This is a genomic window from Euryhalocaulis sp. (assembly GCF_013911995.1).
Taxonomy (GTDB): Bacteria; Pseudomonadota; Alphaproteobacteria; order Caulobacterales; family Maricaulaceae; genus Euryhalocaulis; species Euryhalocaulis caribicus.
In genome coordinates this window covers 37593-53595 of sequence record NZ_JACESD010000015.1, presented here as the reverse complement: position 1 = coordinate 53595, position 16003 = coordinate 37593, and the positions used below count along the sequence as shown (strand labels likewise).

The window sequence follows — 16003 nt, the reverse complement described above, 5'->3', positions numbered from 1 at the left end:
GGAGAGGCTGCGGGCGCGGCGGGTTCGGCCTGCGGCGCTTGCGGGGCGGCGGGCGTCTGCGCCGGCGGTGATTGCCGGCGGCGCTTGGAAAGCGCGCCCCGGATGATGGAATCCAGAGATTCCGGGCGCACCGGCTTGATCAGATAGCCCGCGAAGCCGCGATCGGTCAGACCGGAAATCTGCTCGCGCTCGGCGGGCGACAGCAGCGCCACGGCGCGGCGCGCCCGCCCCACAGCTTCCTCGCCATCCCCGGCCCATGACGCATCGATCAGCAGCGTCGCGCCGCGATCCTCCTGAACCGCCTTGCGCGCCTCCACCCGCGTCATCACCGTGCGCACCCGGCCGCCCAGATGGCGAATCTGTTCGCCCAGCGCCTCGCGCACGATGGCCGAGCGCGAGGCCACGATCAGATTGGTCGGGACGGGCGGTTCGAAACTCTTCCGGCGGATCGCCCCGGCGACGGGCAGGCGGGCGCGGAACGTGGCCCCGCCCAGCGCCCCGTCCTCCAGCGTCAGTTCGCCGCCCATGGCCGCGATCAGGCGGCGCGCGATGGCAAGGCCAAGGCTTGGCGCGGCGTCGCCCGCCGCGGCCCCGGAGCCCGGCGTCGAATAGCCGTCGAATATGGATTCCCGGATGGCTTCGGATGCGCCCGCCCCGGTGTCCGAGACGATGAACTCCAGCACTGTCCGGCCGTCGGACTGTTCGGCGGAGGCGCGCAGCAGGGCGCCGCCGCGCTCGGTGAATTTCACCGCATTGCCCAGAATGTTCAGCAGGACCTGCCGCAGCCGCCCCTCATCGGCGGTGACGACCGCCGGAAGACCGGGATCGATGATCACCGCCAGCTCCAGTCCCTTTTCTGCGGCCTGCGGCGCGAGAAGCTCCACGGCGGACCGGGCCAGCCGCGCCGGGTCGAAATCCGTGGTCTCCAGCGCCACGCCCTCGGCCTCCAGCTTGGAGATGTCCAGAATATCATTGACCAGATTGAGCAGGTGCTTGCCGGATTCGCGTATCGCGGCGGCGTATTCCTGCTGGTCCGGCTTCAGGCCGCTGCCTTCCAGCAACTCCGTCATGCCCAGTATGCCGTTCAGCGGCGTGCGCAGCTCATGCGTGACGGCAGACAGGAACAGGCGCGTGGCGCGCCGGGCGTCCGCGTCCCTGATTTTCTGATCCTGATCCCGGTCCGCCAACGCCGTTCCGTCCCCTGAGCCGCAGATTTTGCGCGAAATCGCGGTGGAAGGTGACGGCGGGAAGTTAAAATATCGCTCCCATCCGCCCCCTCGCGTCTTGAACCCGGCGCGCCGGCGTGACGATATCGGCGGCGGGCGGGCGCCGCCGCGCCGCTGGAGGAGGACCGGCAAACATGGCCGACCATGACGATATCCTGATCGCGCTCAGACGGATCACGCGCGCCATCGATCTCCGCTCCCGCCAGCTTCTCAAGGAAACCGGGCTCACCGCGCCCCAGCTTGTTGTCATCCAGACCCTGCGCCGCCAGGGCCCCATGCCGGCCAGCGCGCTGGCGCGTCAGGTCTCGCTCAGCCAGGCGACGGTGACCACGATTCTCGACCGTCTGGGAAAGGCGGAGCTGGTCACGCGCTCGCGCACGGGAAGCGATCGCCGCGTGGTCACGGTGGCGCTGACAGAGAGCGGCGCCGCCTGCGCCGCCGAGGCGCCGGAACTGCTTCAGGCGGGTTTCCTGTCGCGTCTCAATACGCTGGAGAGCTGGGAGCGCCACATGCTGGTCGCATCCCTGCAACGCATCGCCGCCATGATGGACGCGGAAGATCTGGACGCCGCGCCGTTCCTGGAGGTCGGCGATATCGCCCGCAAATAGCGGCGTCTCGATTGACGCGCGCGTCAACTGCGCCCGCAGCGTTTAGAAATGAAAACATCAAACGGTGTTGCAATGTTGCACCAACGCAAGGCGCATGACGCGGTGCTTTTATCCTTTTGATATATAAAGCCTTGATCATAAACAATTAATTTATGATAAGCCGCGTCCGTGGCGGGAATGCCCCCTGCGCGGCCGCGCCGGCTTCGCGCGATAAACGCCTGCGCACCGGCGCGCACACCGTTTGAGTTCAAAGGGTTTTGCCGTATACCGCGCCGCGTTGGCCGAGAGGTCGACGCGATGTCCGGACTCCTGATTTTCCGAGTGATCCGGATCTCGTTCAAACGCGCGGGCCCCGGCCAGAACCGCCCCGCGCCACGCCGTCCTGAGGCAGCGTCAATTCAAAATCCAGAACCGCGAAAAGGGGGCTGATCAAACGCTCATGCTGAAGCAACGCGCACTTGCAACCACAATTCTTTCGGCCACCGCCGTCGCCATGACGGCCGGCGCCGCCCACGCCCAGATTGACGAGATTACCGTCACGGCGACCAAGCGGACCGCCACCGCCCAGTCCATCCCGGTCACGGTTCAGGCCGTTGACGAGGAGGCGCTCGACGAACTGAATATCGGCAATTTCACCGATTATGTCCGCCAGCTGCCGAACGTGACGTTCGCCGGCCGCGGCCCGGGCCAGAACACCGTCTATATCCGCGGCATGGCCGTGCAGCCGATCGGCGTTCAGCTGTCCGGCGCGCAGGGCTCCCCGCCCAACGTCGCCCTTTATCTGGACGAACAGCCGGTCACCGCGCCGGGCCGGAACCTGGACGTTTACGCCACCGACCTTGAGCGGATCGAGGTCCTGCCCGGACCGCAGGGCACGCTCTATGGCGCGTCATCACAGGCCGGCACGATCCGCCTGATCACCAACAAGCCGCAATTCGACGAATTCGGCGCCGGTTTCGACGCCTCCATGTCCTTCACCAAGGACGGCGAGATGTCGAACGGCATCGAGGCCTATGTGAATATCCCGGTCGTCGAGGACAAGCTGGCCTTCCGCGCCGCGTTCTACGACATCAACCAGGGCGGCTATATCGACAACGTGCCCGGCACGTTCACCACCGATCCCTCGGTCAACCCGCTGTCCACCGCCACGCCGGACGCGGTTTATTACGAGACCGCGGTCAACACCGATCTGGCCGAAGAAGACTTCAATGACAGCTTCTATCAGGGCGCGCGGCTGAGCCTGGCCTGGAACATCAATCCGGACTGGGACCTGCTGGTCCAGCACACCCGCCAGAAGTTGGGCGCGGACGGCGTGTTCGACTACGACCCCGATGTCGGCGATCTGGACGTGACCCGCTTCTTCCCGGACGAGCTGGACGACAAGTTCAACCAGACCTCCTGGACGCTGAACGGCCGTCTGGGCATGCTGGATCTTGTCTATACCGGCGCGTATCTGGACCGTGAGGTCAATCAGTCGATTGACTATACCGGCTACAATAATTCCGGCGCCTTCGTTTCCTATTACACCTGCACCTATTCGAATCCCGACTATGTCGTGAATTACGGGATCGATCCGCGCTTCATCACGCCGGGCGGCCGCGAATGCCTGGACCCGGTCAAGGGCGCGAAAGTGTTTCAGGAACATTCCCGGAATACGCATGAATTCCGCTTCAACACGCCGGAAGAGAATCGCTGGCGCGTGACCGCGGGCGTTTTCTATGACGATTTCGAAATCGAGACCCAGGACGACTTCCTGTACCTGGCCACCCCTGATCTTGGCTTCGTCCGAAACGGTCCGATCGAGGCGGCGAACAATATCAACGACCAGACCCGGGCGCCGGGCGTGGCGTTCTTCAACGACATCACGCGCACGGAAGAACAGCTTGCCTTCTTTGGCGAATTCTCGTTCGACCTGATCCCGAATACGCTGACCGCCTCTGTCGGGGCGCGCCGGTATAATTTCGATCTGGACTATACCGGCTCGTCCAACTTCGCGACCGGCATCTTCCAGGGCGATCCGGCCAATGGCGTGACCGATCTGGATCTGGGCCGCGACTATGACGTCTCCGGCGGCCATACCCCGGAACCGCGCGAGCTGAATGGCGAGATCTACCGCCTGAACCTCGCCTGGACGCCGACGCAGGACCTGTTGTTCTACGGCACCTATTCGGAAGGCTTCCGTCCTGGCGGTTTCAACCGCGGCGGCGGTCTGGCCTCGGTCAATCCCACCTTCCCGACCGTGGACACCTTCTACACCACCGACGATGTCGTGAATTACGAGCTGGGCTGGAAAACCCGGTTCCTGGACAACACGGTGCAGTTCAACGGCAGCGCCTATTTCATCGAATGGTCGGACATGCAGGTTTCGCGGTTTGACCCGCAGAACGTGTCGATCCTGACCTTCATCGAAAACGCCGCCGACTCCGAAATCTTCGGCGTCGAGGGCGACATCACCTGGATGCCGACGGCGAACCTGACCCTGAACGGCGCGTTCTCGTACAACGATACGGAACTGACCAACGTCAAGGCGCAGATCGCCGAACTGGCCCCGGTCGGCAGCCAGCTGCCGCTGGTGCCGGAGTTCCAGGGCACGCTCCGGGCGCGTTACGAGTGGATGATGGGCGATTACGACCTGTTCGCGCAGGGCGCGGTCCAGTACGCCGGGGACAGCTTCTCCTCCCTGCTCGCGGATGTCCGCGAGAAGCAGGACAGCTACTCCACGGGCGATCTCTCCGCGGGCATCGGCAAGGATAACTGGCAGGCCCAGATCTTTGTCGAGAATGTCTGGGACGAACGCGCCGAGCTGTTCATCAACACGCAGGACGATATTCGCCGGATCACGACGAACCGTCCGCGCACCGTCGGTCTGCGCGTCTCCTACGACTACTAGGAGCCGCAACGGCCGAAGGGCTTAACCTCGGGAGGGGCGATCCGCTAGGGTCGCCCCTTCTTTTATGAGCACACTTTTTCCAGCGCAGACGAGGATTTGACCGCCCATGGCAACCGACGCCGCCAATGACGCCGAAAGCGCGGTGACCGAGGCCAAGGCCCTGCTGCAACAGGGCCGGCCGGAACAGGCCGCTCAGGCGGCGGAAACAGCCCTTGCCCGCGAAGCCGATCACGCAGAGGCGCTCTATATACTTGCCGTCTGCCGGCGTTACCTGAAACAGCCCGGCGCGGCGCAGGAAACGCTGGACCGTCTGAAAAACGCCCGCCCCGGCTATGGCCGCGCCTTTCAGGAAGAAGGCCATATGCGGCGCGAGGCCGGCGAAACAGAAGCGGCCCTCGCCGCCTATGAACAGGCGGTGCAGGGCAATCCGGGCCTCGGCGCCAGCTGGAAGGCGCTCGCCGAACTCTACCGTGAAACCGGACAAGGCGATGCGGCCGCGCGCGCGGAAGCGCAATTCCAGCGCCTCTCCGCCTTGCCGCCGGAGCTGGTCTCGGTCACCAGCTTCATGCACGAAGGCAGGCTGATGAAGGCCGAGCAGCTGTGCCGCGCCTTCCTGCAGAAGCATCCGCACCATCTGGAAGCCATGCGCTTGCTGGCCCAGCTGGGGCTGAGACTGGGCGTTCTGGACGACGCCGAATTCCTGCTGGATAGCGCGCTGGAATTCGATCCGGATTTCGTGCTCGCCCGCATCGATTATGTCGAGGCGCTGCACAAGCGGCAGAAATACGCCGAGGCTCTGGAACAGGCGAAAATCCTTCTGCGCACCGACCCGGAAAATCCGGCCTTCAAGTCTCTCTACGCGAATCAGGCGATGGCGGTGGGCGACTATGACGCCGCGCTGGGAACCTATGACGCGGTGCTGACCGCCATGCCGGACAATCCGCAAATCCATCTTGCCCGCGGCCACGCCCTGAAGACGATCGGGCGGCAGGACGAGGCCATCGAGGCCTATCGCGGCGCCCACACAGCCAAGCCGGACTTTGGCGACGCCTATTGGAGCCTTGCCAATCTCAAGACCTATCGCTTTGGCGATGACGAACTGGCCGCGATGCAGGCGCAGGAAGACGCCGCCGGGATCGCGCTGGAAGACCGCTTCCATCTCTGCTTTGCGCTGGGCAAGGCGTATGAGGATCGCGGCGATTACGAACAATCCTTCAAATTCTACGAGCGCGGCAACGCGCTGAAGAAACGCCAGACCCGCTACAAGGCCGAGGATACCGAGGCCGAGTTCGCCCGCCAGAAGACCGCCTGCCCGCCGGAGCTGTTTGCGGACAAGGCCGGCATGGGCGCCGACGCGCCGGACCCGATCTTCATCGTCGGCCTGCCGCGCGCCGGATCGACGCTACTGGAGCAAATTTTGGCCTCACACTCTCAGGTGGACGGGACGCTGGAACTGCCGAACATCCTGGCGCTGGCGCACCGGCTGAACGGACGCCGGAAAGTGACGGACGAGCCGCGCTATCCGGGCATCCTCGCCGAGCTGTCAGCCGAACAACTGGAAGAGCTGGGCCGGAAATATATCGAGGACACGCGCATCTACCGCGAGGGCGCGCCCTTCTTCACCGACAAGATGCCCAATAATTTCCGGCATATCGGCCTGATCCGGCTGATCCTGCCGAACGCCAAAATCATCGACGCGCGCCGCGACCCGATGGCGTGCTGCTTCTCCGGCTTCAAACAGCTCTTCGCCGAGGGGCAGGAATTCACCTACGGCCTCGACGAGATCGGCCGCTATTATCGCGGCTATGTCGAGCTGATGGACCACTGGGACGAAGCCGCGCCGGGCGAAATCCTGCGCGTGCGTTACGAGGACGTGGTCGATGACCTGGAAAGCCAGGTCCGCCGCATCCTCGATTTCTGCGGCCTGGAGTTCGAGGAGGCTTGCGTGAATTTCCACGAAACCGACCGCGCGGTCCGCACCGCCAGCTCCGAACAGGTGCGCCAGCCGATCAACCGCAAGGGCGTCGAACAATGGCGCCATTTCGAACCCTGGCTGGACCCGCTGAAAGCGGCGCTCGGACCGGTTCTGGAGCGGGAAACGCGCTAAAGCTTGCAAGAATTCGTCATCAGCGCGTTATAGTTTCCGATACAAGCGTTCGACGTTGGGAAATGACGAAGCCGGTCCTGATGAAATTCTTCCTCGCCACCCTCGCCGCATTGATGCTTCACACCGGCTCCGCCGCCGCGGCGCCGGGCGATCAGATCAGCCTGATGCTTGAAGTCACACTGGCCTATGACCTGCCGGGCGAGACGAAAGCCTCGCGGAGCTGGGAGACGCAGGTCCGGCTGACCGAGGGCGAAACGTCCATGCTGGATGTCAGCCTGGCCGAGGCGCCGCCGCAAACGCTGCTGATCACCGGCAGCCGCGACGAAGACACCGCCAATCTGGAATTCGAGCTGAAGCGCGGCGAGGAGCAGGCCGAACAGACCCTCGCCAAACCCGTCCTGACCGTGGGCGAAGCGAAAAAGGCGAGCGTGAAAATCACCGAAATCCAACACTACGAGTCGCTGGAAATCGCCGCCACGCCCTTCTGGTAAACCGGCGCCGACTAGCGCGCCGACGCGGCGCGGCTTCCCGACTGACCCGCATAGCTTTCCGGCGGGGCGCGGCGGTGGCTGAGGGCTTCGGCGATGTGGACGCGGCGGACCGAATCCGCGCCGTCGAGATCGGCGATGGTGCGGGCCACCCGCAGGGTGCGGTGATAGGCGCGGGCGCTGAGCTTCATCTTTTCGGCGGCCTTGGCCAGGAGCGCGCGGCCCGCCTCGTCCGGGGCGGCGACCTGTTCGATCATGGCGGTGGTGATGTCCGCATTGGTGTGGCCGCCTTCCGCGCCCTCACCGCGTGAAAGCTGGGCGGAGCGCGCGGCGGCAACGCGGGCGGCGACCTCGGCCGAGCCTTCGGCGGGCGGCGGCAGGGCGAGGTCGGCGGCGCTGACGGCGGGCACATCGATCTGCAAATCGATGCGGTCCATCATCGGGCCGGAAATCCGCGCCTGGTAATCGATGGCGCAGCGCGGACCGCGCTTGCAGGCAATGCCGGAAACGCCGCCATCGCCACAGCGGCACACGCACGTTGCCTTCTTTCCAAATTTCATTTGGTCAATAAAAACAATAAGAAAACTTCCATGCTTGAGCGAGTCCGCCTCCTTGGGAGAGCAGATTAAGTGGCGGCGGCGACAGCTTGGAATGCGCCAGAAGGATGTCGCGGAGCTGCTTGGCGTGAACGTCTGGACGGTCGGAAACTGGGAGAAAGGCGTCTGCGGACCCCAGATAGAGCATTGGCCGCGGGTGATTGAGTTTCTGGGCCGGGATCCGTTTCGAAAGCCGCGGTCGCTGGGAGAACATATCCTCCGCGAAATGCGTGCGCGGGGGCTCTCATATAAAGCGTTCGCGAAAGAGATCGGCATGAGTCCAAAGACTCTCGCGAAAATCGCCAAGGACGAGTATGGCGTTATCGATCCGCGCGTTAGGTTCGCGTGTCACGCATTATGCCGAAAATATGAGATCCAAAAGATATAGTTTCAGGACTTTCTAGGCTGCGTGAAAAAATTTGAACCCGTATCGAGCCGAGGCGATATGCAGCTTAAACAGGAAGCTCTGCGAGTTGATGGTAGCGCATGGTGATGGAGCGATTGATTTTTAGATGGGCGAATGCAGACTCAATGTGATCGCGCTAGGAGTGGCGTTCGGTGTCAGGGAATTGCGTTCTTTCGGTTCGAGCACGAGTGATGAGGAGTTTGACGAGGCGCTGTTCGAGATCGATGCAAATCCGGTCGATGTCATACGCTTTGTCGGTCAACAGCGCTGTCGACATCTGTTCGGGCAGATTGATTAAGATTCATAGGTTGATGTCGGCCGTCTCGCCGAACGCCATGTGGAAGGCGATGCGGCGGCCGAAGGCGGCGGCGACACAATGAACCTTACTTGGTGAACCTGTCCCGCATTTCAGTTGCCGTATTTCTCTGGAACGTCGCGCCATGGCGCGCGCGTTTTCAGCCGCCAAAGAATGCCGTTGATGATATTGCGGTTGTCCGCGGACGGACGGACGCCTCGCCCGCGCTCGCCGGGCGTTCGTTCGAGGAGCGGGAGTTCCACAACCCCACCATTCCGTTTCGCTTAGATCACCATGACTAAAACTCCGCCTTCAAATGTCGATTCAAGGGGCGATCGCCTGAAGATGAGGATGATCAATATGCCTACCACCACCGCTTATATCGGTGCAGCCATCGCTGAAATCTCGGGATGCTTCGCATTCTGGGCGTGGCTCCGCCTCGACAAGCCGGTTTGGTGGGTTCTTCCGGGAATGGCGTCACTGGCCTTGTTCGCCTTCCTACTCACGCTGGTCGATAGTCCCGCCGCCGGACGCGCATTTGCAGCCTACGGAGGGGTTTATATCGCAAGTTCGCTCGCCTGGTTGCGGCTGATCGAGGGGGTTAAACCGGACCGCTGGGACTTAATCGGCGCTGCCGTCTGCCTCATCGGAGCCGCTATCATTATCGCTGCGCCCCGGCCGCCCAACTGATTTGTCCACGCCGCCTAGACAGGACGGTCGCCCGCCAGAGCGTCAATAACCGGGCAGTCTTTGGCCTCTCCGCCCTCGCAATCCCTGACCAATCGCGTCAGACTCGTCTCAAGCTTCCTGAGATCGCGGATCTTGGCCTTGATCGAGGCCAGATGGCTGCTCGCCATGTCCAAGACCTCTCCGCAGGTAAATTCGCTCGAGTTCATCAGCGACAGCAAGGCGCGAATTTCTGCGACAGAAAAGCCCAGCTCACGGCCCCGCATGACAAATCCCAATTGGGCCTGATCTTCGGGCGAATAGAGCCGGTGGCCGCTATCTGTCCGGTCAGGTTCCGGCAAAAGGCCGATCCTCTCGTAATAGCGGATCGTCTCGATATTGCAGCCGCTGCGCCGGCCCAGTTCTCCCCGCTTCATCGCCTCTCGCGGCTTCGTGATCGCCATCGCTGATTCTCCCGCTTGAACCTGTAGTTGCTACAGACCTTAGAAGTGAGATGGAATCGATGGAAGCGCAAGGCTGAGTACATGAACGGACGGAAGACAGGGGATGTCTGGTTTGCCTTTGGCGGCGCGGCGGGCGCGGCGCTGGCTTCGACCTGCTGCATCGTGCCGCTGGCTTTGGTTCTGACCGGCGTCAGCGGGGCCTGGATTGGCAGCCTGACGGCTCTCGAACCCTATAAACCCTATTTCATTACCGCCGCTCTGGCGCTCATCGGCCTTGGATTCTGGCGGGTCTATTTCGTTCAGAAAAACGACTGCCCAGAGGATGGTCGCTGCGCGCGGCCGGCGGCCCGCCGCATAACGAAAATCGTTCTATGGCTATCAGCTTTTCTCGTCAGCCTCTCGGCCACGATTGGCTGGTGGGCTCCGTTCTTTTACTGAGAAAGGAAACCCGATGATCAAAACGCTCATTCTTTCACTTGCGCTGGCCGCTCCGGCTCTGGCAGCCGCGCCGCCTCCAGCCAGCGCTGCGGGCCTTAAGGCGAGCGCAGCCGTTCAAACTCAAAGGGTCAAATTCGCGATTGAAAACATGACATGCGCCACCTGTCCGATCACGGTTAAAACCGCCATGAAACGGGTGCGCGGCGTGCAATCTGTCGAAATCGATTTCAACCAGAAGACCGCCATTGTCCTTTTCGACCCGTCTGTCGCGACCGTTTCAGATATCGCCAGCGCCTCCACGAAGGCCGGGTATCCGGCGCAGGCGATCGAAACCTGATGATGCGCCTGTCGACCATCACCTGCCCTGAGTGTGGTCATTCCGAGCAGGAAACCATGCCTCTTGATGCGTGCCAGTTCTTCTATGACTGCAAGGGGTGCGGCGCGCTTCTTCGGCCCGAGAATGGCGATTGCTGCGTATTTTGTTCCTACGGAACGGTCCCCTGCCCGCCGATCCAGGCCGCGCGGGCGGGAGGGGAACCGGCATGCTGCCCCGCGGAGGGAAATTCATGACTCGGGAATTCGATCTTGTCGTCATCGGCGTCGGTATGGCCTCGGTGAATGCGGCGCGTAAATGCGCTTCAGCCGGATGGTCGGTGGCTGTCATTGATGAACTTCCCTATGGGGGAACCTGCGCGCTTCGGGGCTGTGATCCGAAGAAAATGCTGCGGCGGGGCGCCGAAATCATCGACGGGGCCGCGCGCATGGAAGGCAACGGCGTAACGCCATCGGGCCTGAAAATCGATTGGCGGGAACTTGTCGCCTTCAAAAATTCCTTCACCGCCAAAATGCCGGACCGCATCGAAACCGGGCTGGAATCTCAGGGAATAACAACGTTCCATGGCCGGGCGCGCTTTTGCGCCGAAGACGCTCTGGAGCTTGAGGACGGTTCGGTTATCAGAGGCGGCAAAATTCTCATTGCGTCTGGAGCCAAACCACGCTCCCTCGACTTTGAGGGCGCCGGGCACCTTACCGACAGCACGGCGTTCATGGAGCTCGATACCTTGCCTGACCGGATAGTTTTTGTAGGCGGCGGGTTTGTTTCATTTGAGTTCGCCCATATCGCGGCCCGCGCTGGATCGGAGACGCTAATAATCGATCATGGCGACCGCCCCTTGAAGGCCTTTGACCCCGATCTGGTGGATCGCTTGGTTCAGCGCGGGCGTAAGGCGGGCGTTGGTTTTCAGTCACAAACCGAAATCTGCTCTGTCGAAGCGTCGGGAAGGGATTTCCGGGTCACGCTGTCAAAGGACGGGCATGAAGAAACCGTCAGCGCCAACCTTGTCGTGCACGGCGCGGGCAGGGTTCCCATGCTCGACGCCTTGGATCTGGAAAAGGGCGGTGTGGAATGGACCGAAAGCGGCGTATCGGTGACTGAACATCTGCAAAGCGTTTCAAATCCCGGAGTCTATGCGGCGGGCGACGCGGCGAATACGGCGGGCGCGCCCTTGACTCCGGTCGCAGTGATAGAGGGCAAGGTCGCCGCGTCGAACATGTTGAAGGGCAATAAGACCAAACCGGATTATCACGGCGTTCCGTCTGCCGTATTCACGATCCCCGAGCTTGCCAGAGTGGGTTTGTCGGAAAAGAAAGCGCAGGCGCGCGGTAACGCCCGGACCGAGTTCAACGATACGTCTGGTTGGTATTCAAATCTCCGGGTCGGAGAAACCTGCGCGGCGGCCAAAGTGATCATTGATGATGACACCGATGAAATTCTTGGCGCCCATCTATTGGGTCCCGGCTACAGCGAACTCATCAATATTTTTGCGCTCGCGATGCAAACGGGATTGAAATCGGCCGATCTGAAAAGATTGACCACGGCTTATCCCTCCATCGCCTCGGACTTGGGATCAATGCTCTAGACGTCTCCCTCTACCCCAATCCAGCGGACACGAACGTAAAAAGCACGAACCCGCTGACAAACGCGATGATGGAGACTTTGCTGTCACGATCGCTCTGGTGGGCCTCTTCCAGCATATCCTCGACGGCAGCGACCGTGAGCAACCCGGCCACGGCCGCCAACGCGAACATTTGGTAGCCATCCGGTGCTGGACGCAGCAGAAGATAAGAAGCCGCAGCCGCCCCCAGCACGGGGACGGCGAAAGAGGCGGAAAGCAGCAGCCGCCGGCGTCGCGGAATGTTCTTGTCCCGGAAATTTGCCACTGTCGCGTAGCCTTCCGGCAAGTCCGCCAAGACTTGACCCAAAGCCAGGATCAAAGCGAGCGATGGCGCCACGGCGGCGCCGGCCCCGATCATGATTCCATCGCTGAACAGATCGGCGCTGACAGCAAAATAAATCATCCACATGCGCTGACGGTCTTCTTCGCCCCCGCGAGCTAAGAGGCCGCTCAACCGGTCTATCAACAGATAGGCCCCGCCCCCGAGCGCAACGGCAAGACCGATCCACCAGCCAGAAAGTCCCTCCAGCACGCGGGGCATGAGCTCAATGGCGACAATTGCGATTGCTACGCCCGCGGCGGCATGGAGCGCCCAGTTAAGCCGCCTTGGAGAGGGTTTGCCCCACTCTGCCGCGACTCCTCCCGCAAAATTGCCGAAAGCCGGCAATAGGGCGAGGCCTATGACAATCAGGAACTGGGTGTCCATATCACGCTCTGATCAGCCTGGCTCTTCGCCATGGAAACGATGGAACGCTTCCGGTTGCGGTTTCGGTTCCGTCTGCCGGATCGGACGCGGCGCAAACCACCGGTGCAAGGCCGGCAAAACCAGCAGAGTCAGAACCGTTGAGGTGACAAGCCCGCCGATAACCACAGTCGCCAGCGGGCGTTGCACCTCGGCGCCGACTCCGCTTGCCAACAGGAGCGGACCCAGTCCCAGCGCAGTGGTCATCGCGGTCATAAGAACGGGTCTCGCCCGCAGCGTCGCCCCCTCGATCGCCAGCGCATCGGGATCACGCCCCTCCTGCGCGAAGCGATCAAGATAGCTGACCAGCACCATGCCATTGCCGAGAGCAATGCCAAACAGGGCGATAAAGCCCACGGTGGCCGGAACCGAGATGGGCAACCCGGCGATCCAGAGCGCCATGGCTCCACCGGTCAGCGCCAGCGGAATGTTGAGCAGAATCAGCAACGCTGATTTCAGTCGTCCGAACGCCAGCAACAAGATCAGCATGACGATGCCAAGCGTGATCGGAATGACCACAGCAAAGCGCTTGTTCGCCTGTTGCTGAAGCTCGAACTGACCGCCCCAGATCACGCGATATCCGGCAGGCAGGTCGAGCTCTTCGGCGATGCGCGCCTGACCGTCTTCCACGAAGGAACCGATATCGCGGCCTCGCACATTGGCTTGCACGGTGATGAAGCGTTCGCCGTTTTCCCGCGTCACCTGACGCGGGCCGACAACCGCTTCGATATCGGCGATCATGTCGAGGGTGATGCGCGCGCCGCCCGGCGTCTTAAGGACGAGATTGCGGATCGATTCCGGCGTGGCGCGCGCGCCTTCCTCATAGCGGACGATCACCGGGAACTGACGTACGCCTTCGAACACCGCCCCAGCTTCCGCGCCACCGACAGCGGCGCGGACGGAGGAAAGGGCGGCGTCCACAGTGACTCCGTAACGGGCGAGCGCGGCCCGGTCGAGGTCTATGCGGAGCTGCGGCGCACCGGTAATCTGGTCCGCCTGTACGTCCGTTGCGCCCTCGATAGAGCGGAGAAGGCCGGCAAGGTCTTGGGACGCGGCGAGCAGGCGGTCCATGTCGGGACCAAAAATCTTCACCGCCAGCTCGGCCTTGGTTCCGGTCACCAGCTCGTCCACCGACATGGCGATGGGCTGGCTGACATTGACCAGGACGCCCGGAAAGTCGGAAAGCTCCCGAGATATCTCGGTGCGCAGTTCCTCCGCGGTCAATCCTTCGCGCCATTGATTTTCCGGTTTCAGGGCCAGGAAAGATTCGGCGCTATTGGTCGGGTCGGCATGGGCGCCGATTTCACCTCGTCCGATGCGTGTCACCATTCGCTCGACTTCCGGAAAACTGGCGAGCACATAGTCCTCCACCCGCGTCATTGTTTCTTCCGCCTCGGTGAGGGAAATGGACGGCGCCATGGTGGTGCGCATCAGGATGTCGCCTTCTTCCAGCGTCGGAGTGAATTCCGAGCCCAGCTGCGGCAAGGCGAGACCGCCCATCGCCAGCAGCAGAACCGCCGTTCCCACCGCCAGCATGCGGCGGCGGATGAAGAAACCGGCGAGCGGCTGAACCATGTGTCCGATCCGTCCAACATCGCCCTCTTTCGAGAACTTGCGTCCGGGCCGCATCAGACCGCTGGCGATCGCCGGCGCGATCAACGCGGCATAGATTAGAGAACCTGTCATGGAGAGAGCGGCGGAGGCGGCCAACGGGCTGAACGTCTTGCCCGCCGGGCCCTGCAGGGCGAAGAGCGGCAAAAACACGACGATGACGACAGCCACGGCGGCGATCAGCGGGCCGATCACCTCGGTCGCCGCTTCGGCGACGGCGGTGCGCCGGTCCTCGTTTGGCCGATCCTTCAGCACGCGATCGACATTTTCAGCGATGACGATAGCGCCATCCACCATCATGCCAATGGCGATCGCCACTCCGCCCAACGACATGAGATTCGCAGAGATGCCGAGCACGTTCATCGCGATGAAGGCGAAGCCGACCGAGAACGGAATGGACAGCGCCACCACCAGGCTGGGCCGCCAGCCTCCGAGGAAGGCAAAGATGATCACGGCCACGAGAAGCGCGCCCTGCCAGAGCGCGGTGGTCACAGTCGACGAGGCCTTATTCACCAGCGCGCCCTGATCGTAATAGGGCACGGCTTTCACGCCTTCGGGCAGGTTGGAATTGATCTCCTCGAACCGCTCGCGGACATTGGCGATCACCTCTGAGGTGTTGGAGCCATAAAGCTTCAGCACCAGTCCCGCGACGACTTCGCCCTCGCCGTCGGCTGTCGCCAAGCCCTGACGGACGCCGCCGCCAATGGCGAGCTGGGCGACGTCCCGGACCCGGACCGGCGTGCCTTCCACGGTCTTGAGAACCACATTGCCGAGATCATCCAGCGAGCGGGCGAGGCCGATGCCGCGCACCACATATTGCTCGGAATCGACCTCGATAAATTGCGCGCCAGTGGTGCGATTGCCTTGGGTTAGCGCGGTCTCGACGTCGCCGATGGAAAGATCGTAGCGCAGCAGCGCCTCTGGATTGATGCGCACCTGGTATTGCTTCTCATAGCCGCCGAGCGACAGCACTTCGGTGACGCCAGGCACGCTCTGAAGCTGGTATTTCACCATCCAGTCCTGAATTTCTCGCATCTCGACAAGACTGCGTTCGTCCGTCTCGTCCACGAGATTGTAATAGAGGATGATGCCAAGACCGGTTGAAATCGGCCCCATCTGCGGATCGCCGAAACCTTCTGGAATCGCTTCACGCGCCTGGGCGAGGCGTTCGCCGACAATCTGGCGAGCGAAATAGATGTCGGTCCCGTCCTCGAAATAGATGTTCAGAACAGAAAGGCCGAAATTGGAGACCGAGCGGATTTCTTCCAGCCTTGGCAGACCAAACATCGCCCGCTCAAGCGGAAATGTGACATAGCGTTCGACCTCTTCAGGCGCGAGGCCCTCGGTCGGGGTGAAAACCTGCACGAGCGAAGGCGAGGTGTCGGGGAAGGCGTCGACGGGCAGCGCGCGAAACGCCCAGGCTCCGCCAATCGTCATGGCGAGCGCAGCCAGAATGGCGAGCATGCGCCCGCCAGCCACGCGATACATCAATCGAAACATGAGACTATTTC

15 protein-coding genes and 2 pseudogenes are annotated in these 16003 nt (G+C 62.3%); 11 read left to right on the top strand and 6 right to left on the bottom strand.

From position 1 onward, the window contains the following. The coding region (locus H2040_RS05930; RefSeq protein WP_287155947.1) for a histidine kinase dimerization/phospho-acceptor domain-containing protein at positions 1–1187 on the bottom strand (1187 nt) is incomplete at its 3' end. 173 nt (positions 1188–1360) lie between these two features. Here H2040_RS05930 and H2040_RS05925 point away from each other — a divergent pair. The 4 genes from H2040_RS05925 (at position 1361) to H2040_RS05910 (ending at position 7322) form a co-directional block, all read left to right on the top strand. Next, positions 1361–1834 carry a MarR family winged helix-turn-helix transcriptional regulator gene (locus H2040_RS05925; protein WP_022696721.1) on the top strand — a complete coding sequence of 158 codons (474 nt, stop codon included), beginning with the start codon at positions 1361–1363 and terminating at the stop codon, positions 1832–1834. 439 nt (positions 1835–2273) lie between these two features. Beyond that, a complete protein-coding gene (locus H2040_RS05920; protein WP_287155946.1) occupies positions 2274–4724 on the top strand; it encodes a TonB-dependent receptor in 2451 nt (816 codons plus the stop codon). Positions 4725–4830: 106 nt separating this feature from the next. Next, complete coding sequence (locus H2040_RS05915) at positions 4831–6831, top strand: tetratricopeptide repeat-containing sulfotransferase family protein (RefSeq protein WP_287155945.1); 2001 nt, start codon at positions 4831–4833, stop codon at positions 6829–6831. A 62-nt stretch (positions 6832–6893) separates the two neighbouring features. Then, positions 6894–7322, top strand: coding sequence for a hypothetical protein (locus H2040_RS05910; protein WP_287155944.1), 429 nt, complete (start codon positions 6894–6896; stop codon positions 7320–7322). A gap of 11 nt (positions 7323–7333) precedes the next feature. Here the strand turns inward: H2040_RS05910 and H2040_RS05905 are convergent. Beyond that, a pseudogene (locus tag H2040_RS05905) lies at positions 7334–7849 on the bottom strand (magnesium chelatase subunit ChlI family protein); the annotation flags it as partial. Positions 7850–7913: 64 nt separating this feature from the next. Between H2040_RS05905 and H2040_RS05900 the strand changes: the two are divergent. Together H2040_RS05900 and H2040_RS05895 are read left to right on the top strand one after the other, a co-directional pair. Next, on the top strand, positions 7914–8303 hold the full coding sequence (locus H2040_RS05900) for a helix-turn-helix domain-containing protein (RefSeq protein WP_206740771.1): 390 nt from the start codon (positions 7914–7916) through the stop codon (positions 8301–8303). 124 nt (positions 8304–8427) lie between these two features. After that, a complete protein-coding gene (locus H2040_RS05895; RefSeq protein ID WP_027068203.1) occupies positions 8428–8619 on the top strand; it encodes a hypothetical protein in 192 nt (63 codons plus the stop codon). Positions 8620–8735: 116 nt separating this feature from the next. On the opposite strand, the pseudogene H2040_RS05890 reads toward H2040_RS05895, so the two are convergent. Continuing rightward, a pseudogene (locus H2040_RS05890) lies at positions 8736–8879 on the bottom strand (transposase); the annotation flags it as partial. A 97-nt stretch (positions 8880–8976) separates the two neighbouring features. On the opposite strand from H2040_RS05890, the gene H2040_RS05885 reads away from it, so the two are divergent. Then, positions 8977–9306 carry a YnfA family protein gene (locus H2040_RS05885; protein WP_353844803.1) on the top strand — a complete coding sequence of 110 codons (330 nt, stop codon included), beginning with the start codon at positions 8977–8979 and terminating at the stop codon, positions 9304–9306. A 14-nt stretch (positions 9307–9320) separates the two neighbouring features. Here H2040_RS05885 and H2040_RS05880 read toward each other — a convergent pair whose 3' ends face one another. After that, positions 9321–9746 carry a MerR family transcriptional regulator gene (locus H2040_RS05880; protein ID WP_287155941.1) on the bottom strand — a complete coding sequence of 142 codons (426 nt, stop codon included), beginning with the start codon at positions 9744–9746 and terminating at the stop codon, positions 9321–9323. 81 nt (positions 9747–9827) lie between these two features. Between H2040_RS05880 and H2040_RS05875 the strand changes: the two genes are divergently transcribed. The 4 genes from H2040_RS05875 to H2040_RS05860 are packed head-to-tail and all read left to right on the top strand — an operon-like array spanning position 9828 to position 12103. Beyond that, positions 9828–10184 (top strand): mercuric transporter MerT family protein, encoded by a 357-nt coding sequence (locus H2040_RS05875; protein ID WP_022696733.1) that lies wholly within the window; start codon positions 9828–9830, stop codon positions 10182–10184. A 13-nt stretch (positions 10185–10197) separates the two neighbouring features. After that, positions 10198–10521 (top strand): heavy-metal-associated domain-containing protein, encoded by a 324-nt coding sequence (locus tag H2040_RS05870; RefSeq protein WP_287155948.1) that lies wholly within the window; start codon positions 10198–10200, stop codon positions 10519–10521. Continuing rightward, positions 10521–10754, top strand: coding sequence for a GDCCVxC domain-containing (seleno)protein (locus tag H2040_RS05865; protein ID WP_081639430.1), 234 nt, complete (start codon positions 10521–10523; stop codon positions 10752–10754). Before H2040_RS05870 ends, H2040_RS05865 begins: the two co-directional genes overlap by 1 nt. Next, positions 10751–12103 carry a dihydrolipoyl dehydrogenase family protein gene (locus H2040_RS05860; RefSeq protein ID WP_287155939.1) on the top strand — a complete coding sequence of 451 codons (1353 nt, stop codon included), beginning with the start codon at positions 10751–10753 and terminating at the stop codon, positions 12101–12103. Before H2040_RS05865 ends, H2040_RS05860 begins: the two co-directional genes overlap by 4 nt. Before the next feature lie 10 nt (positions 12104–12113). Here the strand turns inward: H2040_RS05860 and H2040_RS05855 are convergent, their stop codons facing one another. Continuing rightward, the gene (locus H2040_RS05855) at positions 12114–12845 is read right to left on the bottom strand and encodes a ZIP family metal transporter (protein WP_022696736.1); all 732 of its coding nucleotides are present in this window, start codon (positions 12843–12845) and stop codon (positions 12114–12116) included. A 12-nt stretch (positions 12846–12857) separates the two neighbouring features. Then, positions 12858–15992 carry an efflux RND transporter permease subunit gene (locus H2040_RS05850; RefSeq protein ID WP_022696737.1) on the bottom strand — a complete coding sequence of 1045 codons (3135 nt, stop codon included), beginning with the start codon at positions 15990–15992 and terminating at the stop codon, positions 12858–12860. Positions 15993–16003 lie beyond the last annotated feature (11 nt).